At 73.7% G+C, this 20,379-nt stretch carries 22 protein-coding genes; 12 read left to right on the top strand and 10 right to left on the bottom strand.

Going from position 1 to position 20,379, the window contains the following annotated elements:
* The coding region (locus ACZ7IF_RS36290) for an aggregation-promoting factor C-terminal-like domain-containing protein (RefSeq protein ID WP_470980786.1) at positions 1 to 84 on the top strand (84 nt) is incomplete at its 5' end.
* 102 nt (positions 85 to 186) lie between these two features.
* Here the strand turns inward: ACZ7IF_RS36290 and ACZ7IF_RS36285 are convergent.
* Positions 187 to 1,356, bottom strand: a complete 1,170-nt coding sequence (locus ACZ7IF_RS36285) for a steroid 3-ketoacyl-CoA thiolase (RefSeq protein ID WP_007263861.1) — start codon at positions 1,354 to 1,356, stop codon at positions 187 to 189.
* A gap of 265 nt (positions 1,357 to 1,621) precedes the next feature.
* Here ACZ7IF_RS36285 and ACZ7IF_RS36280 point away from each other — a divergent pair, with 265 nt between their 5' ends.
* A complete protein-coding gene (locus ACZ7IF_RS36280) occupies positions 1,622 to 2,866 on the top strand; it encodes a cytochrome P450 (protein WP_470980778.1) in 1,245 nt (414 codons plus the stop codon).
* 307 nt (positions 2,867 to 3,173) lie between these two features.
* Here ACZ7IF_RS36280 and ACZ7IF_RS36275 read toward each other — a convergent pair whose 3' ends face one another.
* Positions 3,174 to 3,695 (bottom strand): PaaI family thioesterase, encoded by a 522-nt coding sequence (locus ACZ7IF_RS36275; RefSeq protein WP_470980775.1) that lies wholly within the window; start codon positions 3,693 to 3,695, stop codon positions 3,174 to 3,176.
* A gap of 110 nt (positions 3,696 to 3,805) precedes the next feature.
* Between ACZ7IF_RS36275 and ACZ7IF_RS36270 the strand changes: the two genes are divergently transcribed.
* Entirely contained in the window at positions 3,806 to 4,738 is a 933-nt protein-coding gene (locus tag ACZ7IF_RS36270; protein ID WP_470980772.1) for a GlxA family transcriptional regulator, read from the top strand.
* Positions 4,739 to 4,816: 78 nt separating this feature from the next.
* Here the strand turns inward: ACZ7IF_RS36270 and ACZ7IF_RS36265 are convergent, their stop codons facing one another.
* On the bottom strand, positions 4,817 to 6,841 hold the full coding sequence (locus ACZ7IF_RS36265) for a bifunctional glycosyltransferase 87/phosphatase PAP2 family protein (RefSeq protein WP_470980769.1): 2,025 nt from the start codon (positions 6,839 to 6,841) through the stop codon (positions 4,817 to 4,819).
* Positions 6,842 to 6,959: 118 nt separating this feature from the next.
* On the opposite strand from ACZ7IF_RS36265, the gene ACZ7IF_RS36260 reads away from it, so the two are divergent.
* Positions 6,960 to 7,295 (top strand): antibiotic biosynthesis monooxygenase family protein, encoded by a 336-nt coding sequence (locus tag ACZ7IF_RS36260; protein WP_388936087.1) that lies wholly within the window; start codon positions 6,960 to 6,962, stop codon positions 7,293 to 7,295.
* Between the two features lie 75 nt (positions 7,296 to 7,370).
* Here the strand turns inward: ACZ7IF_RS36260 and ACZ7IF_RS36255 are convergent, their stop codons facing one another.
* Positions 7,371 to 7,766, bottom strand: a complete 396-nt coding sequence (locus ACZ7IF_RS36255) for a nuclear transport factor 2 family protein (RefSeq protein WP_470980766.1) — start codon at positions 7,764 to 7,766, stop codon at positions 7,371 to 7,373.
* Positions 7,767 to 7,872: 106 nt separating this feature from the next.
* Here ACZ7IF_RS36255 and ACZ7IF_RS36250 point away from each other — a divergent pair, with 106 nt between their 5' ends.
* Positions 7,873 to 8,418, top strand: coding sequence for a GNAT family N-acetyltransferase (locus ACZ7IF_RS36250; protein WP_470980764.1), 546 nt, complete (start codon positions 7,873 to 7,875; stop codon positions 8,416 to 8,418).
* Here the strand turns inward: ACZ7IF_RS36250 and ACZ7IF_RS36245 are convergent.
* On the bottom strand, positions 8,415 to 10,463 hold the full coding sequence (locus ACZ7IF_RS36245) for an MDR family MFS transporter (RefSeq protein ID WP_470980761.1): 2,049 nt from the start codon (positions 10,461 to 10,463) through the stop codon (positions 8,415 to 8,417). The two genes, ACZ7IF_RS36250 and ACZ7IF_RS36245, sit on opposite strands and share 4 nt — an antisense overlap.
* Before the next feature lie 281 nt (positions 10,464 to 10,744).
* On the opposite strand from ACZ7IF_RS36245, the gene ACZ7IF_RS36240 reads away from it, so the two are divergent.
* Both ACZ7IF_RS36240 and ACZ7IF_RS36235 read left to right on the top strand, forming a co-directional pair.
* Positions 10,745 to 11,938, top strand: coding sequence for a peptidoglycan-binding domain-containing protein (locus ACZ7IF_RS36240; protein ID WP_470980758.1), 1,194 nt, complete (start codon positions 10,745 to 10,747; stop codon positions 11,936 to 11,938).
* Between the two features lie 132 nt (positions 11,939 to 12,070).
* Positions 12,071 to 12,760 (top strand): HAD-IA family hydrolase, encoded by a 690-nt coding sequence (locus tag ACZ7IF_RS36235; RefSeq protein WP_470980756.1) that lies wholly within the window; start codon positions 12,071 to 12,073, stop codon positions 12,758 to 12,760.
* Positions 12,761 to 12,845: 85 nt separating this feature from the next.
* Here the strand turns inward: ACZ7IF_RS36235 and ACZ7IF_RS36230 are convergent, their stop codons facing one another.
* Positions 12,846 to 13,412: a hypothetical protein gene (locus ACZ7IF_RS36230; protein WP_470980754.1), complete on the bottom strand. Its 567-nt coding sequence runs from the start codon at positions 13,410 to 13,412 to the stop codon at positions 12,846 to 12,848.
* A 177-nt stretch (positions 13,413 to 13,589) separates the two neighbouring features.
* Positions 13,590 to 14,171 (bottom strand): TMEM165/GDT1 family protein, encoded by a 582-nt coding sequence (locus ACZ7IF_RS36225; RefSeq protein ID WP_362469059.1) that lies wholly within the window; start codon positions 14,169 to 14,171, stop codon positions 13,590 to 13,592.
* Between the two features lie 525 nt (positions 14,172 to 14,696).
* On the opposite strand from ACZ7IF_RS36225, the gene ACZ7IF_RS36220 reads away from it, so the two are divergent.
* The 4 genes from ACZ7IF_RS36220 (at position 14,697) to ACZ7IF_RS36205 (ending at position 18,685) form a co-directional block, all read left to right on the top strand.
* A complete protein-coding gene (locus ACZ7IF_RS36220; protein ID WP_470980751.1) occupies positions 14,697 to 15,371 on the top strand; it encodes an HNH endonuclease family protein in 675 nt (224 codons plus the stop codon).
* A gap of 153 nt (positions 15,372 to 15,524) precedes the next feature.
* Positions 15,525 to 17,186, top strand: coding sequence for an alkaline phosphatase D family protein (locus ACZ7IF_RS36215; protein WP_470980749.1), 1,662 nt, complete (start codon positions 15,525 to 15,527; stop codon positions 17,184 to 17,186).
* Positions 17,187 to 17,289: 103 nt separating this feature from the next.
* Positions 17,290 to 17,901 (top strand): DedA family protein, encoded by a 612-nt coding sequence (locus tag ACZ7IF_RS36210; protein ID WP_470980747.1) that lies wholly within the window; start codon positions 17,290 to 17,292, stop codon positions 17,899 to 17,901.
* Between the two features lie 283 nt (positions 17,902 to 18,184).
* The gene (locus tag ACZ7IF_RS36205) at positions 18,185 to 18,685 is read left to right on the top strand and encodes a hypothetical protein (RefSeq protein ID WP_470980745.1); all 501 of its coding nucleotides are present in this window, start codon (positions 18,185 to 18,187) and stop codon (positions 18,683 to 18,685) included.
* An 11-nt stretch (positions 18,686 to 18,696) separates the two neighbouring features.
* On the opposite strand, the gene ACZ7IF_RS36200 is transcribed toward ACZ7IF_RS36205, so the two are convergent.
* Positions 18,697 to 18,927, bottom strand: coding sequence for a DUF2277 domain-containing protein (locus tag ACZ7IF_RS36200; protein ID WP_470980742.1), 231 nt, complete (start codon positions 18,925 to 18,927; stop codon positions 18,697 to 18,699).
* A gap of 7 nt (positions 18,928 to 18,934) precedes the next feature.
* Positions 18,935 to 19,582 (bottom strand): TRADD-N-associated membrane domain-containing protein, encoded by a 648-nt coding sequence (locus ACZ7IF_RS36195; protein WP_470980739.1) that lies wholly within the window; start codon positions 19,580 to 19,582, stop codon positions 18,935 to 18,937.
* A 101-nt stretch (positions 19,583 to 19,683) separates the two neighbouring features.
* Between ACZ7IF_RS36195 and ACZ7IF_RS36190 the strand changes: the two genes are divergently transcribed.
* Entirely contained in the window at positions 19,684 to 19,758 is a 75-nt protein-coding gene (locus tag ACZ7IF_RS36190) for a 50S ribosomal protein bL37 (protein WP_099895366.1), read from the top strand.
* A gap of 63 nt (positions 19,759 to 19,821) precedes the next feature.
* Here ACZ7IF_RS36190 and ACZ7IF_RS36185 read toward each other — a convergent pair whose 3' ends face one another.
* On the bottom strand, positions 19,822 to 20,271 hold the full coding sequence (locus ACZ7IF_RS36185; RefSeq protein WP_470980736.1) for a hypothetical protein: 450 nt from the start codon (positions 20,269 to 20,271) through the stop codon (positions 19,822 to 19,824).
* Positions 20,272 to 20,379 lie beyond the last annotated feature (108 nt).

The raw sequence follows: 20,379 nt of genomic DNA, 5'->3' as shown, positions 1-20,379 counted from the left end.
AAGTGGGGCCTGGACTACATGAACGAGCGTTACGGCAGCCCGGTCGAGGCCTGGAACTTCTGGCAGGCCAACCACTGGTACTAGACCAGCGGCAGCAGGACATACGAAGGCCCCGGTGGCCGGCCTCCCCAGGTCCGGCCACCGGGGCCTTCCGCATCCCATCCCACGGGGTTCCGAGCAGCGCCGCTACAGGCGCTGGATGATCGTGCCGGTCGCCAGCGCGCCGCCCGCGCACATGGTGATCAGCGCGAATTCCTTGTCGCGCCGCTCCAGCTCGTGCAGCGCGGTGGTGATCAGCCGGGCGCCGGTGGCGCCGACGGGGTGACCGAGGGCGATGCCACCGCCGTTCACGTTGACCTTCTCCAGGTCCTGGCCGAAGACCTGGGCCCAGCTGAGGACGACGGACGCGAAGGCCTCGTTGATCTCGACGAGGTCGATGTCCTTGAGGGACATCCCCGCCTTGCCCAGGACGGCCCGGGTCGCGTCGATCGGGCCGTCCAGGTGGAAGTGCGGGTCGGAGCCGACCAGCGCCTGCGCGACGATCCGGGCGCGCGGCTTGAGCTTGAGCGCGCGGGCCATCTTGCGGGAGGCCCACATCACGGCGGCGGCGCCATCGGATATCTGGGAGGAGTTCCCGGCGGTGTGCACGGCCGTCGGCATGACCGGCTTGAGCCGGGCCAGGCCCTCCATGCTGGTGTCGCGCAGCCCCTCGTCCCGGTCGACCAGCCGCCACATGCCCTGGCCGGCGGCCTGCTCCTCCTCCGTCGTCGGCACCTGGACGGCGAAGGTCTCGCGCTTGAAGCGCTCCTCGGCCCAGGCGGTGGCCGCCCGCTCCTGCGAGAGCACGCCGAGCCGGTCGACGTCCTCGCGGGTCAGGCCACGGTGGCGGGCGATCCGCTCGGCGGCCTCGAACTGGTTGGGGAGGTCGACGTTCCACTCGTCCGGGAAGGGCTTGCCCGGCCCGTGCTTGGAGCCGGAGCCGAGCGGGACCCGGCTCATGGCCTCGACCCCGCAGGCGATGCCGATGTCGACGACCCCGCCGGAGATCATGTTGGCGACCATGTGGTTGGCCTGCTGGGAGCTGCCGCACTGGCAGTCGACGGTGGTCGCGGCGGTCTCGTACGGGAGGCCCATGGCGAGCCAGGCGTTGCGGGCGGGGTTCATGGACTGCTCGCCGGCGTGGGTGACGGTGCCGCCGACGATCTGCTCGACGCAGTCGGGCTGGATTCCGGTACGGGCCAGGAGCTCGCGGTAGGTCTCGCCGAGCAGGTAGGCGGGATGGAGGTTGGCCAGGGCTCCCCCGCGTTTCCCGATGGGGGTGCGTACGGCTTCGACGATGACGGGTTCCGCGGCCATGAGCTCGTCCTCTCCTGCACACTCTGCACAGCGCCGGCGTGGCGGGCCGTCCGGCGACTGCCCCGCGCGAACTAGTACGCGTTCTACTTCTCCCCCGCAGTCTTATGACCTCGACGCCCGGCACGCAAGGGTCTTGCACGCGGCTTACACGGATTCCACACGCAACAGTTGGCGCGGAAGCTCTTGTGACTTCTAGAACTCGTTACTACCTTCAAGCCAACATCTGATGGGCCGTCAGACCTTCGTCAGACCTTGGAGTCGCCCGATGCCCTGTCCCGCGCTGCCCGAAGGCTTCGACGCCACCGACCCCGACATCCTCCAGGACCGCGTCCCCTTCCCGGAGTTCGCTCAGCTGCGGCAGACCGCGCCCGTGTGGTGGTGCCCGCAGCGGCGGGGCGTCACCGGATTCGACGACGAGGGCTACTGGGCCGTCACCCGGCACGCGGACGTCAAGTACGTCTCCACGCACCCGGAGCTCTTCTCCTCCACCACCAACACGGCGATCATCCGGTTCAACGAGCACATCCAGCGCGAACAGATAGATGCCCAGCGCCTGATCATGCTGAACATGGATCCGCCGGAGCACACCCGCGTACGCCAGATCGTGCAGCGGGGCTTCACCCCGCGCGCCATCCGCGGCCTGGAGCAGGCACTGCGCGACCGGGCCCGGAAGATCGTGGAGGAGGCCCGGGAGGCCTCGGCGGACGGCTCGTTCGACTTCGTCACGCAGGTCGCGTGCGAACTCCCGCTCCAGGCGATCGCCGAACTGATCGGCGTACCGCAGGAGGACCGCTCCCGGATCTTCGACTGGTCGAACAAGATGATCGCGTACGACGACCCGGAGTACGCGATCACCGAGGAGGTCGGCTCCAACGCGGCCGTGGAACTCATCGGCTACGCGATGAACCTCGCCGCCGAGCGCAAGGAGTGCCCGGCCAAGGACATCGTCACGCAGCTGGTGGCGGCGGAGGGCGAGGGCAACCTGCGCTCCGACGAGTTCGGCCTCTTCGTCCTGCTGCTGGCGGTCGCGGGCAACGAGACCACCCGCAACGCCATCAGCCACGGCATGCACGCCTTCCTCACCCACCCCGAACAGTGGGAGCTCTACAAGGCGACCCGGCCGTCGACCGCCGCGGAGGAGATCGTCCGCTGGGCCACGCCCGTGGTGTCCTTCCAGCGCACCGCCACCCGGGACACCGAGCTGGGCGGCCAGAAGATCAAGGCCGGTGACCGGGTGGGGCTGTTCTACTCCTCCGCCAACCACGACCCCGAGGTCTTCGAGAACCCGGACGTCTTCGACATCACCCGCGACCCGAACCCGCACCTCGGCTTCGGCGGCGGGGGCCCGCACTTCTGCCTCGGCAAGTCCCTGGCGATCCTGGAGATCGACCTCATCTTCAACGCCCTGGCCGACGCCCTGCCCGGCCTGCGCCCCGCCTCGGACGGCCCGCGGCGGCTCCGCGCGGCCTGGCTCAACGGCATCAAGGAGCTCCGGGTCAGCGCGGGCTGACGGACCCACAGGACTGCGGGCCGGTGCGAGCCGGCCCGTGAACCAGGACGGCAGGGGCCGCACACCCACGCCCCGGCCCCTGCCGTCCGCCGGTGCGGCGACCGCCCGAGTGGCGGGATCCCGGGACCTGGCCGATCCTGACAGGACGCGACGATCCACCGGAGGGGCGCCGGGGACACCATGCCCCGGCGTTCCTTCGGCCATTGCTCCGCCGGGCCGTCTCCCCGTCAGGGCATCCCTCCGCCAGGCCGTCCCTCCGCCAGGCCGTCCCTCCGCCAGGCCGTCCCTCCGCCAGGCCGTCCCTCCGTCAGGCGGGCCGCAGGACCGCGCAGGTCGTCGTCCCGTGGGCGTAGAGCCTGCCGTCGTGCGTGCCGACGACCCGGGCCTCGGCGGTGGCGGTGGTACGGCCGACGTGCAGGGCCGTGCCCTCGCAGCGCAGGGCGGGGGTGTCCGCCAGGACCGGGCGGATCATGTGGACCCCCAGCTGGACGGTGGTGTACGCGGTGCCCGCCGGGAGCCGGGTCATCACGGCCGAGCCGAGCGCGGAGTCCAGCAGGGTGGCGAGGAAGCCGCCGTGGACCGTGCCCATCGGGTTGAGCAGGTGGTCGCCGGGGTCCCCCTCGAAGACGACGGAGCCCTCCTCGACCGCGGTGAGCCGGAAACCCAGGGTGCTCATGATCGAGGCGGCCGGAAGGGCCCCCTCCAGCGCCGCCCGGAGGATCTCCAGGCCGCTCATGCCCAGGATCTCCGGGGTGGCCCCGGGCCTCGGCTCCCAGGTGTGGGTACGGCTGCGCAGGCCCTCGGGGGCGGTGGTGCGATGCGTGGTCATGCCATCGACCCTAGGCGGGGCGCCGCGCACCCGGGAGTGTCGGATCCGGCGGCTTACGGATCGATTCCGACAGGCCGGGCGGCCCCGGACCCCGGCGCTACCCTGGGCCGGTGAAAGTCGCCGTACTGGCCCTCGACGGGGTCTTCGACTCCGGGATCTCGGCCGTCCTGGACGTGCTGCACACCGCCAACGCCCTGCGACGGGAGCTCCCCGGAGCCGCCCCGCCCGCCTTCGACATCCGCACGGTCGGCGTGCGCCGGCGCGTCCGCAGCGGGCTGGGCCACCGCATCGACACCGAGCCCGCCCGCGAGGCGGAGGACGCCGGGCTGCTCGTCCTGCCCGCCCTGATGGAGCGCCGCCCCTCCGCGCTGCTGGAGGCCGTGGCCGCGCCCGGGCAGCGCACGGCCCGCCGGATGCTGGCGGAGGCCCGCGAGCGGCGCACCCCGCTCGCCTCCTCCTGCACCGGCACCTTCCTGCTCGCCGAGTCGGGTGTACTGGACGGGCTGCGGGCCACGACGAGCTGGTGGCTCGCGCCGGTGTTCCGCGAGCGGTACCGGCGGGTGACGCTGGAGGAAACGCGGATGGTGACGACCTCGGACGGGGTCACCACGGCCGGCGCCGCGTTCAGCCACCTCGACCTGGCGCTCGCCGTCGTCGCCGCGCGCAGCCCGGCCCTGGCTGACCTGGTGCGGCACTACCTGGTGGTCGACGACCGGGCCTCGCAGGCCGCGTACATGATCCCCAGCGCCATGGCCCGGCACGAGCCGCTGGTCGCCGCCTTCGAGCGCTGGGTGCGCGCCCGCATCGGGGAGCCGCTGTCCATCGCCGAAGCGGCCCGCGACCTCGGCGTCAGCGAGCGCACCCTCCAGCGCACCATGGCCCGTACCCTGGGCCGCACCCCCGTCCGCCTGGTCCAGGACCTGCGGGTCGAGCAGGCCGAACACCTGCGGCGCACCACCTCGCTGCCGCTCGCCGCCATCGCCCGCCGGGTCGGGTACGAGAACCCCGGCCCGCTGCGCGCGCTGCTGCGCCGACGTGCGTAGGGCCTTCGCCGCGTACGGCCTTCGCCGAGGACCGTCCCGACGCCGTGCGCTGATCCACCGGGGCCTACGGGACAGCCCTCAGGGCCGTCCCGAGCGCGCGGGGGTGCGTACCGGATCCGCGGCGTCCGCGGCGGGGCGGCGCTGTCCGGGGAGGGCCGCCTTCAGCCCGCGCGGCCCGGACAGCGCGTGGACCAGCCCGAAGCCGGCGGCGACGACGGCCGCGCCGCCGACCGCGTCGAGCACCCAGTGGTTGGCGGTGGCGACGATCGCGCACACCGTGACCAGCGGGTGGAGGACGCCGAGCAGCTTCTGCCACCGCCGGGGCGCGAGGAGCACGATCACGACCCCGCACCACAGGGACCAGCCGAAGTGCAGCGAGGGCATCGCGGCGTACTGGTTGGAGATCGCGGTCATCGCCCCGTACGAGGGGTTGGCCAGGTCCTGGACCCCGTGCACGGTGTCGACGAAGCCGAGGCCCGGCATGAGGCGCGGCGGCGCGAGCGGGTACAGCCAGAAGCCCGCCAGTGCCAGGACGGTGGCGAGCCCCAGGGAGGCGCGCGCCCAGCGGTAGTCGCCGGGGCGGCGCCAGTACAGGACGGCGAGGATGCCGAGCGGGACCACGAAGTGGAAGGACGTGTAGTAGAAGTTGAAGAAGGCCTCCAGCCAGGGCGTGTTCACCACGGCCTGGTTGACGGCGTGTTCGATGTCGATGCCGAGCGCCCGCTCGATCCCGAGGATCTGGCCGCCGTTGCCCTCGGCGAGGGAGCGGCTCGTGGGGGCCGCGGCGCGGATGTGCGAGTAGATCGAGTAGCCGACCCGTATCAGCAGCAGTTCCAGCAGGAGGTTGGGGCGCGAGCTCACGCGCCGCCAGAACGGCAGCAGCGGGACGCGGGACCAGCGGGCGTCGGCGGGCTCCGCGTAGGCGGTGGGCACGGGCTCGCGCCAGTACGGGGAGGAGCGCGGCAGGAACGGCACGGCGCAGGCCGCCGCGAGGGCCGCGAGGAGCAGCACGTTGTCGCGTACGGGGGCCAGCGCGGCCAGGTTGGGCAGCAGTACGGCGCTCGGCAGGCTCACGGCCAGCACGACGGCGACGGGCCACACCCGGCGGTCGGCGGCGCGCCGGCCCACCTTGCCGGCCACCGCGAGCAGCACCCACAGCAGTTGGTGGCGCCAGCCGGCCGGGGACACGGCGACGGCGACGCAGCCGGTGACGGCGACGGCGAGCAGCAGCTGGCCGTCGCGGGCGTAGCGGACCGCGCGGCGCAGGCCGGTCCAGGCGACGGCGGCGGCCAGCGCGAGGGCGAGCGCGATCTCGCCGGGGCCGCTGAGGCCGAGGCGCAGGAGGGCGCCGTGCAGGGACTGGTTGGCGAGGGCCTCGGGGGCGCCGCCGAGGCCGGTGCCGGCGAGGTACTCGACCCAGTACGTCCACGAGTCGCGCGGCAGCGAGGCCCAGGACAGCGCGGTGGCGCCGGCGAAGGTCACGGCGGCGGCCCGGGCTGCCGGGCGGCGCCCGGTGAGCCACAGCAGCGGCGCGAAGAGGAGCAGCGCCGGCTGGAGGGCGGCGGCGAGGCCGACGAGGAAGCCGGCGGGCCGTCCGCCGGGGACCCGGAACACGGCGAGGAGCACCAGCAGTACGGGCAGGACGGCGGTCTGCCCGGGGGAGGCGGCCTCGCGGACGGGGAGGGAGACCATCATCAGCGCGACCAGCCCGGGCGCGGCGAGCAGCGCGGTGCGGCGGGGCACGGGGTCGGGGAGCGCCCGCGCGGCGACGAGGCCGGTGCCGGCGACGAGGAGCAGCGTCACGCAGGTCCAGGCCACCTCCAGGGAGGGGGCGGCGAGGCCGGCCAGCGGCTTGAGGACGAGCCCGGCGAAGGGGGTTCCGGTGAACTGCCCGGCGCCGTAGAGCGGTCCGGGCAGGCTGCCGGGGAGGTCGAGGCCGCTGAGCCACTCGCCGGGCGGCACGCGCAGCACCGCGGCGGCCTGTCTGACGCCGAGGAGCGCGGCGAGCGCCCACAGCAGGATCCGTACCGCCCCGAGCCTGCCGCCACCGCCTATGACCCCGGCATGTCCACCGGCACCGCCGCGCTCCACCGCATCAGCCACGCCCCGCCGCCCTCCGCCCTGTCGACCGCCACTGTCACTTCGCCTGGCTGCCGCGCGTCGTGCCCCGTTCCATTACCTGGACGACGATATCCCGGGCGGGATCCCTAGGATGGCGGCCATGAGCATCGTGAAGATCAATGCGCTGACCGTCCCTGACGAGCAGCGGGAGTTGCTGGAGCAGCGGTTCGCCTCGCGGGCGGGCGCCGTGGAGGGTTCGGACGGGTTCGAGTGGTTCGAGCTGCTGCGGCCGATCGAGGGTACGGACCAGTACCTCGTCTACACCCGGTGGCGGTCGGAGGAGGACTTCCAGGCGTGGATGGAGGGTCCGATGAAGGCGGCGCACCAGGGTGGCGGCGCGGGCGGGGCCGGTGGTGAGCGGCCGAAGCCGGCGGCTTCCGGGTCGCAGGTGTGGTCGTTCGAGGTCGTCCAGCAGGCGGCGCCGAAGAAGGCCTGAGCAGGGCGCCCCGCGGGCGCGGGGCGTGGCGGAGGGGCCCGGGGCGTGTCGCGCCCGGGTCCCTCCGGCTCGGCCTCAGGCCCAGAAGGCGTCGTTCTCGTCGATGTCCTGGGTGCACTGGTCGATGTCGGTGATCTTGCCGCCGACAATGGTGAAGAAGAGCCCTTCGTGGATCTCGATGCCCCGGTCGCCGCGGTCGCCCTGGGCGACGTGCACGGACATCGCGTGGCCCCGGCCGTCCACCATGACGTTCTCCAGGCGGACCCGGTAGGTGCCGCTGGTCTCCTCCCCGAGGCGGCGGTAGAGATCGAGGACGGCTTCCCGGCCCTTGTGGTGCCCCGAGAGCACGCTGTTGCCGGGCACGTGGTGGATGACGTCGGCCGTCATCAGCGTGCCCAGGGTCTCCATGTCGCCCTTGCCGAAGGCCTCGTAGCCGCGGCGGATCAGGGCACAGTCCGGATGCTCCGACATGACGGTTCACACCCTCCGTTTGTGCGATTTACGCCTTTCCTCATCATCGGCCCGCGCCTGTGGATATTCCACGCGGGGACTCCGGAGGGCGCTGCACAATGACGCCATGGACAGGAACCCGATCATCAGGACAGACTCCACCGCCCCCGGGAAGACCAGGTGGGAGGTGGTGGCGGAGCCCTTCGCCACCCCGGACGCGACGGCGCTGCGCCGCGCCTATTACGCGGAGGTCGCCGGGCGGTACTGGGAGCGGTCCGTCACCGAGGCCGAGATCGACCAGGGGATGCTGGACGACCCGGCCGACGGGCTCGTACCGCCGACGGGTCAGTTCGTGGTCGGCCGGCTCGACGGCCGGCCGCTGGCGTGCGGCGGCATACGCCTGCTCGACCCGGCCACCGCCGAGCTCACCAGGGTGTACGTGGACCGGCGCGCCCGCGGCACCGGCGGCGGGGCGGCGTTGCTGGCCGCGCTGGAGGAGGCCGCCCGCGGGCTGGGCGCCACGCGGATGCGCCTGGACACCCGTACGGACCTGGTGGAGGCCCGCGCCCTGTACGCGCGCCACGGGTACCGGGAGATACCGGCGTACAACTCCGGGCCGTACGCCCAGCACTGGTTCGAGAAGGGCCTGGAGCTCGCGGCGGCCGCTTCCTAGGTGGCGGAGTGGTCCCGGCGCGGCAGCGCGTCGTAGGGCTCCTCGGCGTCGGATCCGCAGAGCTCCCGGTTGAGTTCCTCGACCAGCTTGATGAGGTCGGTGGGCCGCTCCGGGCCCCACCAGTCGCCGAGCAGCTCGGCCAGGGACTCCTGCCGCGCCTGCGCCAGCCTGCCCGCCACCTCCCTGCCCCGGTCGGTGAGGACGAGCCCGAGCCCGTCCCGGGTGGCGAGTCCGCGCTCCTCGGTCTGGCGTGCGGCGTCCGTGACGACCTTGAGCGGGATGGCGGTGCGCTCCGCCAGCACGGCCGGCTCGACGGAGCCGTACTTGTTGATCCGCAGCAGCATCCAGCTGGCGGCCGGCAGCAGGTCGTAGCCGGCCTTCGCGGTGATCTTCTCGTAGACGTGGCGGCGGCCTTCGCGGGTGCCGAGCACGGACAGCGCGCGGGCCACCTCCTCGTGCGAGGAGCGGTGCACGGGGTTGGAGGCGAGGGTCTCCGTCACATCGGGCGCGGTGACGGACGCGCGGAGCTTGTCCTCCTTCAGGAACCAGGAGACGAGGAAGGCGAGCAGGACCACGGGCACGGCGTAGAGGAAGACGTCGGTGATGGCGGAGGAGTAGGCGTCCAGCACCCTGGGGCGCAGCTCGGGCGGGAGCGCGCCGATGGCCCGGGGGTCGGCCTCCAGCCGTGCGGGCGTGGCGGCGGGCGGCAGCGGGATGCCGGCGAGTGCGGCGGACAGTTTGTCGCCGAGCCGGTTGGTGAAGACCGTGCCGAAGATGGCGACGCCGAAGGAGGCGCCGATGGAGCGGAAGAAGGTGGCGCCGGAGGTGGCGACCCCGAGGTCGGCGTAGCTGACCGCGTTCTGCACGACGAGGACGAGCACCTGCATGACCAGTCCGAGGCCTGCGCCGAAGACGAAGAAGTAGACGCTCGTCTCCCAGTCGGAGCTGGTGCGCTCCAGCTGGTGCAGGAGCAGCAGGCCGACGGCGGTGACGGCCGTGCCGGCGATCGGGAACACCTTCCAGCGGCCGGTGCGGCTGACGATCTGCCCCGAGGCGGTGGAGGCGATCAGCAGGCCGAGCACCATCGGCAGCATGTGGACGCCCGACATGGTCGGTGAGACGCCCCGCACGACCTGGAGGAAGGTCGGCAGGTAGACCATCGCGCCGAACATCGCGAAGCCGACGACGAAGCTGATCACCGAGCAGAGGGTGAAGGTGCGGATCCGGAACAGCCCCAGCGGCAGGACGGGCTCGGCGGCCCGCCGCTCGGCGAAGAGGAAGGCGACGAGGAGGACGGCGCCGAGGACCGCCAGCCCGATGATCCGGGCCGAGCCCCAGCCCCAGGTGCCGCCGAGGGAGGCGACGAGCACGAGGCAGGTGGCGACGGAGGCGATGAGGAAGGTGCCGAGGTAGTCGATGGTGTGCCGGGAGGAGCGGGCCGGGATGTGCAGGGCGGCGGCGATGACGACGAGCGCGACGAGACCGATGGGGAGGTTGATGTAGAAGACCCAGCGCCAGGAGAGGTGGTCCACGAAGAGGCCGCCCAGCAGGGGACCGAGGACACTGGTCGCGCCGAAGACCGCGCCGAAGAGTCCCTGGTACTTGCCGCGCTCGCGGGGCGGGACGATGTCGCCGACGATCGCCATCGACAGCACCATCAGTCCGCCGCCGCCGAGGCCTTGCAGGGCTCGGTAGCCGATGAGCTGGGGCATGTTCTGGGCGAGGCCGCAGAGGGCGGATCCGATCAGGAAGATGACGATGGCGGCCTGGAAGAGCTTCTTGCGCCCGTACTGGTCGCCGAGCTTGCCCCACAGGGGCGTGGCGGCGGTGGAGGCCAGCATGTAGGCGGTGACCACCCAGGACAGGTGCTCCATGCCGCCGAGGTCGCTGACGATCGTGGGGAGCGCGGTGGAGACGATGGTCTGGTCGAGTGCGGAGATCAGCAGGCCCAGCAGCAGGGCCCCGATCGAGACGAGCACCTCGCGTGAGGCGTGCTCGGCGGCGGGCTTCGGGTCCACGGCCGACGCGGTCACATCCTGAGCCATCGGCTCCTCCTCAGGCCGGATCAACAACTCCATCCTGAGTGGTGTGTCCGGTTATGGCCTCTCGGAAGGGTTGGGTGGGGCCGAAGGGGTCTGCATAATCGCTGGCAGTGTCCAGGGGAGGGGTACCAGTGAGCGCAGAGCGCTGTCCGGAATGCGGCGCCGTGGGCGTCGGCTGCGAGTGTGCGCGGGGTGTGGGCTTCAACCCGTTGCGCATTCGCCCGTACGTGGCCATGCCGGAAGCCGATCAGGGCCCGCCGCCGCCCCCGCCGGTCCTGGGGGCCATGGCCCAACCGGGCTCGGACCCCACCACCCCCTTCCCCACCCTCCCCCCTCCGCCCGCTCCGGCGGCGGCGACGCCCCCGCCCGGCGCTCCGGCGGCCCCGGCCGAACCGCTCGCGACCCCGCCCGGGGCGGCCGGAGCCGAGCCGGGCCCCGTACAGCCGGGCCTGCACGCGCCCGACGGTGCCCCGACGCCCCCTCCCGGGGTCCCGGTGCACTCGCCCGGGGCGTTCACGGCGCAGCCGGGTGACTTCGGCGGACCGGCCGACGGTCCGACGGCCCAGCAGGGTGCTCCCGGCCCCGCGGCCCACGGCTTCGCAGACGGACCCGGGGCTCCCGCCCCGATGGCCCCGGTTCCGGATCCGGCCGCCGGGGCTCCGTGGGCCGCTTCCGGTGCGGCCGGGGGCGGTGCGCCGGGCCCGGACGCGATGCCGCACGCGCACGGCGTCGGGGGCGACGAGGCCCCGACCGCCATGCTGGCTCCCGTCCCGGCCGGCCCGTCGGCGGAGGACCCGGGCACCCCGGCGTTCGGGATGCCCGTAGCCGCGCCCGTACCCGTACCGCCGGCGGAGCAGACGGTTCAGCTGCGGGCCGTCCCCCTGCAGTGGCCCGACGACCGCCCCGCCAAGCGGCCGCGCTCCCGGCGGCTGCCGCTGCTGGCCGCGGCGGGTGCGGCGGTGGCGGTCGGTGCGGTGGCGCTGGCGCTGGTGATGTTCACGGGGTCCGACGAACGCGACACCGCGCTGGTGGACCCCAACCCGTCGTCGCCCGTCGCCGAATCGGCCCCGGCCGGCCCGTCGGAGGCGCCTTCCGGCCCGACGGCCGGTTCCTCCGCGTCGGCCTCGTCCTCCCCGTCGGCGAGCGCCTCCCGCTCGGCGTCCGCGTCCGCCTCCCCGAGCGCGTCCCGCTCGGCGTCGCCCTCCCCCTCCGCGTCGGCGGGGACGACCCGCGCTCCGAGCCCCACCTCCCCGGCGAAGCCCGCGAAACCGGCGACGCTGCGTCCCGGTGACTCGGGGCCCGAGGTGGAGAAGCTCCAGCGGCTGCTCTCGGAGCACGGGATGTACCGGGGCAGGTTCGACGGCCGGTACGGCCGCGGCGTGGAGCGGGCGGTGGCGGACTTCCAGATGGAGTACGAGGTGTACGACGACGAGTTCGGCGTCTACGGCCCGGCGACCCGGCGCGCCCTGGAGGGATAAGTCACTCGGCCGTCGGTGGCGCTTACCCCTCCGGGTTTTGTATCGTGAAGGAACAAAGTGGTTCCGTCCGCAATCCCTGACCGGTGGACGGAACCGCTTGTTCTCTTTAGCCGCCCGTCTGGAGCCCCGCCGATGCCGGCCAGCACCATCACGACCACCGCCCCCTCCGTCCTCACCGCCAGGGCACTGCTCCTGGACATGGACGGGACCATCGTCAACTCCGACGCGGTGGTCGAGCGCTGCTGGCGCGAGTGGGCGCTGTCGCACGGACTGGACCCGCAGGAGGCCCTGAAGGTGGTCCACGGCCGCCAGGGGTACGCCACGATGGCGATCCTGCTGCCCGAGCGCCCGATGGAGCTCAATCACGCCGAGAACGCGGTGATGCTGGCCCGCGAGACCGCCGACACCGACGGTGTGGTCCCCGTCGCGGGCGCCCCGGAGTTCATGGCGTCGATCGCGGGCCTGCCGCACGCCCTGGTCACGTCGGCCGACGCCGCCCTGGCCGAGGCCCGGATGACGGCCGCCGCGCTCCCGATGCCTCACGTGCGGGTCACCGCCGAGTCCGTCGGGGCCAGCAAGCCCGACCCCGAGGGCTTCCTCAAGGGCGCCGCCGAGCTGGGCGTGGACCCGGCCGACTGCGTGGTGTTCGAGGACTCCGGGGCCGGTATCGCGGCGGGGCTGGCGGCCGGCATGCGCGTGATCGGCATAGGCCCCCGCGCCGCCGCCCACGGCCCGACGGCCCACGTCCCGGACCTGACCTCGGTCCGCGTCGACCCCACCGCCGACGGCACCCTCACCCTCACCCTCACCCCGCCCGCCTAGGGGCATCCGCGAAGCCCCGCCTGCCTCGCGGCGTCCGGCACGCACGCGCCGCACCGGGCGGACGGCGCTACTTCGCGGGCACCCCCTAGGAAGCCACCGCCACCGGCATCACCCCCGCCGCCCCCGGGCCGCGCTTCCGGCGCAGGTGGTAGGCCCGGGTAACCACCGCCAGCAGCGGCCCCCAGGCGAGGATCGGGACGTAGCAGGCCCACAGGGCCCACGCGCCCGGCCCGCCGGCCGGGAAGGCCTCGCCGGTGTCGTTCAGCGGCGGCACGAACCCGAACAGGTAGTTCAGGGTGGCGTACGCGGCCAGCGCCGTGGCCAGGAAGGCGCCGACCGCGGCGGGTATCACCGCGGCGCGGACCGGCACGGCCCGGCCGCCGGCGAAGGGCACCCAGCCGGGCAGCCGCTCGCCCCAGGGCTCGACCAGCCCCAGGGTGAGGAGCGCCAGGCCCTCGGCGACGAGCGACAGCGAGAGCACGTACAACCGTTCCCCGGGGAGCCAGACGTGCCCGGCGTACCAGTCGGGCCAGCCGGCGACGAGCCCTATGCGCCACAGCCCAGAGGGGAGGGCGCACAGGGGGATCGCGTACGCCGCCCATCTGATGCGGCGGGGCACGCCGAGGGCGGCGTGGGGGTCGGTGGCGGTCATCGCTGCTTCCTCTCGCGTTGCGGTACCGCCATGCTCGCCCCGGCGCGAAGGGCCGGGCATCCCCCGCCAGGGGGGACCGCCTCCCCCACGCGGGGGAGGCCCGGCGAAGCGGCCCGGGGCCGGACCGCCGATCAGCCGGCATCCCCCGCCGGCACCCCGCGAGGGGACCGGCCCGGATCAGCCCGCGATCGCCTCGTACAGCGAGAACGCGGCCAGCGCGGCCATGACGGCCGCCGCGATCTTGGTGATGAGCCGCAGGGGTACGTACTTCATGAGCGTGCGCCCGCCCAGGATGCCGATGCCCGCGACCGCCCAGAGCGCCAGCACCGCGCCGAGGCCGACGGAGAGCGGGTTGTCGTACCGGGCCGCGAGGTTCGCCGTCATGATCTGGGTCAGATCGCCGAACTCGGCCACGAGGATCAGCATGAAGCCGGCCCCCGAGACCTTCCAGAAGGACTGGTCGGCGGGCGGCTTGACCTCCTCGTCCTCGTCGTTCTTCTTCAGGAGCAGCATGGCCGCGCCCGCGAGGAAGAGGACGCCGACGACGGCTTGGACGAGCCGGTGCGGGAGGAGCGTGAGCACGCTGCCCGCGGCGATGGCGAGCGCGACGTGCACGGCGAAGGCCGCGGCGACGCCCGCGAAGACGTAGGAGGCGCGGTAGCGGGTGCCGAGCATCAGGCCGGCGAGGGCCGTCTTGTCGGGGAGTTCGGCGAGGAAGACGACGCCGAAGGCGATCGCGAGGACGCTGAAGCTGAACACGGGGTGGGACCTCGATCGGTCGGTCGGGCAGGACGCCGTCGGACCGAGAGACCTGGGGTGATTCAGGGGTCGCTTCGGCTCAGCGGCGCCCTGGGAGGTGTGAACACGTCACGCACCACGCATCGGCATGCGTTGCGCGCGCCGCGTCACATGGACAGGGCACTGCGGCCGAAGGTCTCGCTGGCCGACCGCTGACGCGGCCTGCCTCCGGGCGCCGGCTGGGTGACCCAGCAGTATGTCGACGGTCCGGCGAAGAGCTACTCCCCTTCTGCTCCGCCCAGGGTACGCGAAGGCGCCGACAGGGCGAAGGTGCCCGGTATGTGAGCTTGGCCCCACTCCACCCTCCTCCCCGCGGCCGGAATCTCAACTTCCCCTTGAATGCGGGACATTGATTGCCTTGATGTGACGTGCCCATGTCGGCAATCTGTCACCTGGCGCCCGTCCCCGCGACATCTCGCGCCGCCACCATGGCCGCGCCCCGCCGGGGTCAGCACGGCCACCACCCCCCGCACCAGGGAGCCCCCCATGGCCCTCATATCCACCCGCACGCCCTCCCTCTACGCGCGTCGCATCGGGCGCGCGGGCATCCTCGCGTCCGCCGTCGCCCTCGCCTCGCTCACCTCGCTCGTGAACGCCCCGGCCGCCCTGGCCGCCCCGCCCACCCCCATCACCGCCGCCGAGGCCCGCTCCTACCTGGCCACGGTCACCCCCGCCGCCGAGGGCTCCCTCACCGGCTACAGCCGCTCCCAGTTCCCGCACTGGAGCACGGTCTCCGGTACCTGCAACACCCGCGAGACGGTCCTCAAGCGCGACGGCGTGAACGTCGTGACCGACTCCTCCTGCGCATCCGTCAGCGGCAGCTGGTACTCGGAGTACGACGGAGCCACCTGGACCGCCGCTTCCGACATCGACATCGACCACATGGTCCCGCTCGCCGAGGCCTGGCGCTCGGGCGCCAACTCCTGGACCACCACGAAGCGCCAGCAGTTCGCCAACGACCTGACGCGGCCGCAGCTCATCGCGGTCACGGACAACGTCAACCAGGCCAAGGGCGACCTCGACCCCGGCAAGTGGCTGCCGCCGCGCACCCAGTACCGCTGCACGTACGCCCGCATGTGGGTCCAGGTGAAGCAGTACTGGGGCCTGAGCATGGACTCCGGGGAGAAGACCGCTCTGGTGAACGTCCTGAACGGCTGCTGACCCGAGACCCCGCCGGCCCTCCACGACCCTTCTCGGGGAAGTACGCGGGGAAGCAGCCGGGGTTTTCACCCTGCCTATCCCCCGCGAGGGGGAGGACTGCCCCGGCCCCGACCCGTACCGTGATCGAAAGGGCTTCCGAGGAGGGGGAATTGGATGGCCGGGCTGCGACTGGGACCACTGCTGCGCCACGTCGACTGGGACACGGGCGACTCCGCCACGATATGGGTCGAGGCGGACCGCCCGTGCACCGCCGAGGTGCGGTGCGCCGACGGCTCCGGCGGCAGCGTCCGCACCTTCCAGATCGCCGGCCACCACTACGCGCTGGTGCCGGTCACCGGCCTGACCCCGGGCACGACCACGGCGTACGAAGTACTGCTCGACGGGGTCCTCGTCTGGCCGGCGACCGGCGGCGGCTTCCCGCCGAGCACGATCACCACACCCGCCGTCGGAGGCGGCCCCGGGCGGCCGGCGCCCGGGCTGCGCGTCACCTTCGGCTCCTGCCGGCAGGCGGCACCGCCCGCCGGCCTGCGCGGACCGCACGGGGCCGACGCCCTCGACACCCTCGCGGCCCGGCTGGCCCACGACCCCCGGGAGCTCCGGCCGGACCTCCTGCTGCTGCTCGGCGACCAGGTCTACGCGGACCACCTCTCGCGCGAGACCCGCAAGTGGCTCGCCGCCCGCCGCGACCTGCGGGAGGCACCGGGCGCGCAGGTCGCGGACTACGAGGAGTACACCCGGCTGTACTACGAGTCCTGGCTCGACCCCGAAATCCGCTGGCTGCTGTCGACCGTCCCCAGCCTGCACATATTCGACGACCACGACGTCATCGACGACTGGAACACCAGCGCGGCCTGGCTGGCGGAGATGCGGGCGACCGCGTGGTGGCCGGAGCGGGTGCTCAGCGGGCTGATGTCGTACTGGGTGTACCAGCACCTGGGCAACCTCTCCCCCGCCGAACTCGCGGCGGACGCGCTGTACGCGGCCGTACGGGCCACCCCGGACGGCACCGACGCGCTGCGCGCCTTCGCGGCCGCGGCGGACGCCGACCCGGCTTCGGTCCGCTGGAGTTACCGGCGGGACTTCGGCCGGTCGCGGCTGCTGATGGTGGACACCCGGGCCGCGCGGGTGCTCGCCGAGGACGGCCGGGCCATGCTCGACCCGGCGGAGCAGCTCTGGCTCCGGGAGAACGCGCTGGAGGGCCACGGGGATTACGACCACCTGCTGATCGGGTCCTCGCTGCCGTGGCTGATGCCGCCGCTGATCCACGACGCGGAGGTGTGGAACGCCGCGCTCTGCCGGGGCGAGCGCGGGCCTCGGTGGGCGCGGATCGGGGAGGACCTGCGGCGGCGCAGCGATCTGGAGCACTGGGCGGCGTTCCCCGCCTCGTTCGCCGCGCTGAGCGACCTGATCGAGGAGGTGGGCACGGGCCCGAAGGCTCCGGCGACGGTCTGCGTCCTGTCCGGGGACGTGCACCATGCCTACGTGGCCGAGCCGCGAATACCGAGCACCGCCCGGGTGTTCCAGCTGACCTGTTCCCCCGTGCACAACTCCATCCACACGGCGGTGAAGTGGGGGTTCCGGCTGGGCTGGTCGCGGCTGGGCCGGTGGCTGGGGCGCGGCTTCTCCCGCCACGGCCGGACGGGCCGGCCGCCGGTGAGCTGGCGGCGTACGGGTGGCCCGTGGTTCGGCAACCAGCTGATGACGCTGGCGCTGGCGGGCCGGAGCGCCCGGCTTCGGCTGGACCAGGCCCGGTCGGGCCGCCCGGGGGCCCGGCTGGTGACGGTGCTGGACCGGGAACTCACCGCGGCGGAGTAGGCCGGGCCGCCGCCGGACCGGCGGCGGGCGTACGCTGTATGGCTGTCAGCCGCCCCTGCCGCTCCCCGCGACGACGCGGCGCTTCGGACTGGGGAGTCCCGTTTTGCTTGAGACTCTGGGGTCGTTGACCGCGAGCCCCTGGATCTACGCCGTGGTGGCGGTGTCGGTGGTGCTCGACGTGTTCCTGCCGGTTCTGCCCAGCGGGATGCTGGTGATCAGCGCCGCCGCGGCCGCGGCGGCGGCCACGGGCTCACCGGCGCAGGTCCCGGACATCCGGCTGCTGCTGGTGATCGCCGCAACGGCCTCGGTGCTGGGTGACATGACGGCGTACCGGCTGGCCCGGCGCGGCGGGGCCCGGCTGGACCGTGCCGTCGCCCGCTCGCGCCGGCTGACCCGGGCACAGGAACGCCTGGGCACCGCCCTGGTGCGGGGCGGCGGCGCGCTGGTGGTCATCGCCCGTTTCGCCCCGGCCGGCCGCTCGGTGGTGTCCCTGGGGGCGGGCCGGACGCGGCGGAAGGTGGCGGAGTTCCTGCCCTGGTCGGTGCTGGCGGGCATGAGCTGGGCGAGCTACAGCGTGTCGCTGGGCTACTTCGGCACCCAGTGGCTGGGCACGGCCTGGCTCGGTACCGCGGTCTCCATGGTCGCCCTCTTCGCGGCGGGCTCCCTGGCCGCCTACCTCATCCGCCGCCCCTCCCCCGGCCCGGCCCCGGCCTGACCGCGGCCGGCCCCCGCCTCCCCGTTCCCCTGGGGCCGAGGCACGGCTCGAGCCCCGCATGCCCGCCCCCGGCGGGCACCCCGGGCCGACGCACGCCCCCCGCCGCCCCCGAACCCGGACCGGGGAGCGGTCCCCCCGGAGGGAGCAGGCCGGTCACCCGTTCACCCGGCAGCGATCGCCGCCTCCCTCCCGGGCTTCTAGCGTCCAGAACACGGCGCGACCGAATCCGCGTCACCCGCCAGCCCTGGCCGCGCCGTTTCGACGAGCCCGAGGAGTTCCCTCCATGTCCCCCACGCGCACGCGCAACCGGCGCCGCCTGACCGGGATCGCGGCCGCGACACTCGTCGTCGCGGCCGTCACACCCGCCACGCTCGCCTCCGCCGCCCCTTCCGCCACTGTCTCCCCGGGCACCGTCGCCCCCGGCAGCCGCGTCAGCCTCAACGTCGACGGCTGCGGCACCTCGACCGCCAGGGCGTCCTCCCGAGCATTCGGCGACGTCTCCCTCTCCCCGGGCAGCCGGAGCGCGAACAACCTCTTCGGCACGGCCACCGTCTACCGCGACGCCCCCGTCGGCTCCTACCCCGTCACCTTCGAGTGCGGCGGAAGCGGGGGCCGCCGCGTCACGGTCAGCCTCCAGGTCAGCACCGGCGCCGCCCGCGGCGGCCTCGGCGGCAGCGTCGAGTCCATGAGCCCGGGCCAGATCGCCCTGGGCGGCACCCTCGCGGCCGGCGCGCTCGGCACCGGCATCTGGCTGCTGCGCCGCCGCTGGGCCCACACCGGCTGACGCCTGACCGGTCAGACCGTCGCGGCGGCCGGCCGGCCCCGGACCTGCACGCCGTCGAGCAGCGCGGCGGTCGCCTCCGCGACGGCGTCCACGGCCGCGTCGAAGACCTCCTGGTTGTGCGCGGCCGGGGCACGGAAGCCGGACACCTTGCGTACGTACTGGAGCGCGGCCGCGCGGATCTCCTCCTCGGTGGCCTTCTCGGGGATGGCGGGCGGACGCAGGGTCTTAATGGAGCGGCACATACCTCCACTATGGCGCGGCCGGCGGCAGCTCGGCCCCGGAAAGCTTCATGATGAGCCCGGCCTGGAGCCTTCCGCGCAGCTCCGGGTCGGCGACCTCCTCCAGGAGCCCCATTGCCTGCTGGGTGCTCTCCGCGGCCCGCCGGTCCTCGCGCAGGGCGGCGGTCTGCGCGGCCATGTGCCGCAGGGCGAGGTCGGCGCGCCGGTGGAACAGCTGCCCGACGAGGGTGACGACCAGGCCGACGGAGCTGGTGACGACCCCCAGATACGCGTCCCCCGCGCTCTCGGCCTTCCACACCGCGAGCCCGACCCCGAAGAGCAGCACGGCCGCACCGACCCCGGCGAACAACTGGCTGGTCGCGAAGCTGCTGCGCGCCTGCGTCAGCCCGTAGGCGTAGTACTCGACGAGGATCGGGGTGAAGACGTCATGCCGGTCCCCCAGCTCGGCCGGCGCCCCCCGGTGCGCCCCGGCGTCGACCAGCCGCGGCTCCCCCTGCCCCGACTCCCGCGGCCCGCCGCCCAGCCGCGCGAGCAGCCGCTCCCGCTCGGCGTCCCGCTCCCGCTCGAACCGGACCCGGCCCATCACCCCGGCCGCCAGCAGCCCGAGCCCCGCCACCCCGAGCCCCACGACCCAGACCCACTCCGCTCCCCCTGCCACACCTTCCAGATCCCCGCCCCGCCGCGCGGGAAACCGGCCCGGAACCTAGACTGGCGAACGCCCGATTCATCCGGCATGAGGGACCCCCGAGGGAGCCACACATGGCCAAGCGAGGAAACAAGAAGCGCGCCCGCAAGAAGAAGAAGGCCAACCACGGCAAGCGCCCCAACGCCTGAGCCGCACACCCCCAGACACACGGAAGGCCCCCGCCGGAAACCGGCGGGGGCCTTCCGCACCGCTCACCCGCGGTCGCGACGGAACCCGTCCTCGGGATCACAGAGGGCGAAGACGTCCCCGGTGAAGCAGACGATCGGGTCCTCCCGGTCGCCGTAGACGCTGAAATCCGACGCGCAGGGGACGACGCCCTCGAAGGCGACCTCCCCGGTCCGGCTGCGCTCGGGCCTGGCGCCGAATCCACCGGCCAGCGCCCAGGTACCGCGGGCACTCCCACCGAGCTCGGCACAGCGCGACTTGATCTCGACCTTGTCGAGTCCGCTGGCCGTGAACGTCCCGTCCCGCTCGAACCGCGCGGAAGCCCCGCCGTCCGGGCTGGACCAGCGGCCGGTGAGCTCACGAGCCGAGACCTCGACTTCGGGAACCCCGCAAGCCGCCGCCAGGAAGAGCCCCGAACAGGCCAGGGCACCCCACGCGCCCGCTCTCCGCGCCCGCCGTCTCCCACGACCACCCACGCGCCCAGCCGTACCTCGCCCGATCCGCTCGGCTCCGCGGCACGCTACAACGCGACCGCCGAAGCGACCCCGGCGGGAGCCCCCGGGCACCAGCAGGAACGCCGAAGG

Source organism: Streptomyces sp. NPDC037421 (assembly GCF_055602105.1).
The sequence above is the reverse complement of the archived record's forward strand: the minus strand, read 5'-3'. Positions and strand labels throughout refer to the sequence as shown.

Bases quoted from the DNA above. Each gene is read 5' to 3' on its own strand.
- ACZ7IF_RS36280 (WP_470980778.1), top strand. From the start codon at position 1,622: ATGCCCTGTCCCGCGCTGCCCGAAGGCTTCGACGCCACCGACCCCGAC.
- ACZ7IF_RS36250 (WP_470980764.1), top strand. From the start codon at position 7,873: ATGGACAGGAACCCGATCATCAGGACAGACTCCACCGCCCCCGGGAAG.
- ACZ7IF_RS36215 (WP_470980749.1), top strand. From the start codon at position 15,525: ATGGCCGGGCTGCGACTGGGACCACTGCTGCGCCACGTCGACTGGGAC.
- ACZ7IF_RS36200 (WP_470980742.1), bottom strand. From the start codon at position 18,927: ATGTGCCGCTCCATTAAGACCCTGCGTCCGCCCGCCATCCCCGAGAAG.
- ACZ7IF_RS36240 (WP_470980758.1), top strand. From the start codon at position 10,745: ATGGCCCAACCGGGCTCGGACCCCACCACCCCCTTCCCCACCCTCCCC.
- ACZ7IF_RS36245 (WP_470980761.1), bottom strand. From the start codon at position 10,463: ATGGCTCAGGATGTGACCGCGTCGGCCGTGGACCCGAAGCCCGCCGCC.
- ACZ7IF_RS36255 (WP_470980766.1), bottom strand. From the start codon at position 7,766: ATGTCGGAGCATCCGGACTGTGCCCTGATCCGCCGCGGCTACGAGGCC.
- ACZ7IF_RS36235 (WP_470980756.1), top strand. From the start codon at position 12,071: ATGCCGGCCAGCACCATCACGACCACCGCCCCCTCCGTCCTCACCGCC.
- ACZ7IF_RS36205 (WP_470980745.1), top strand. From the start codon at position 18,185: ATGTCCCCCACGCGCACGCGCAACCGGCGCCGCCTGACCGGGATCGCG.
- ACZ7IF_RS36230 (WP_470980754.1), bottom strand. From the start codon at position 13,412: ATGACCGCCACCGACCCCCACGCCGCCCTCGGCGTGCCCCGCCGCATC.
- ACZ7IF_RS36275 (WP_470980775.1), bottom strand. From the start codon at position 3,695: ATGACCACGCATCGCACCACCGCCCCCGAGGGCCTGCGCAGCCGTACC.
- ACZ7IF_RS36220 (WP_470980751.1), top strand. From the start codon at position 14,697: ATGGCCCTCATATCCACCCGCACGCCCTCCCTCTACGCGCGTCGCATC.
- ACZ7IF_RS36260 (WP_388936087.1), top strand. From the start codon at position 6,960: ATGAGCATCGTGAAGATCAATGCGCTGACCGTCCCTGACGAGCAGCGG.
- ACZ7IF_RS36285 (WP_007263861.1), bottom strand. From the start codon at position 1,356: ATGGCCGCGGAACCCGTCATCGTCGAAGCCGTACGCACCCCCATCGGG.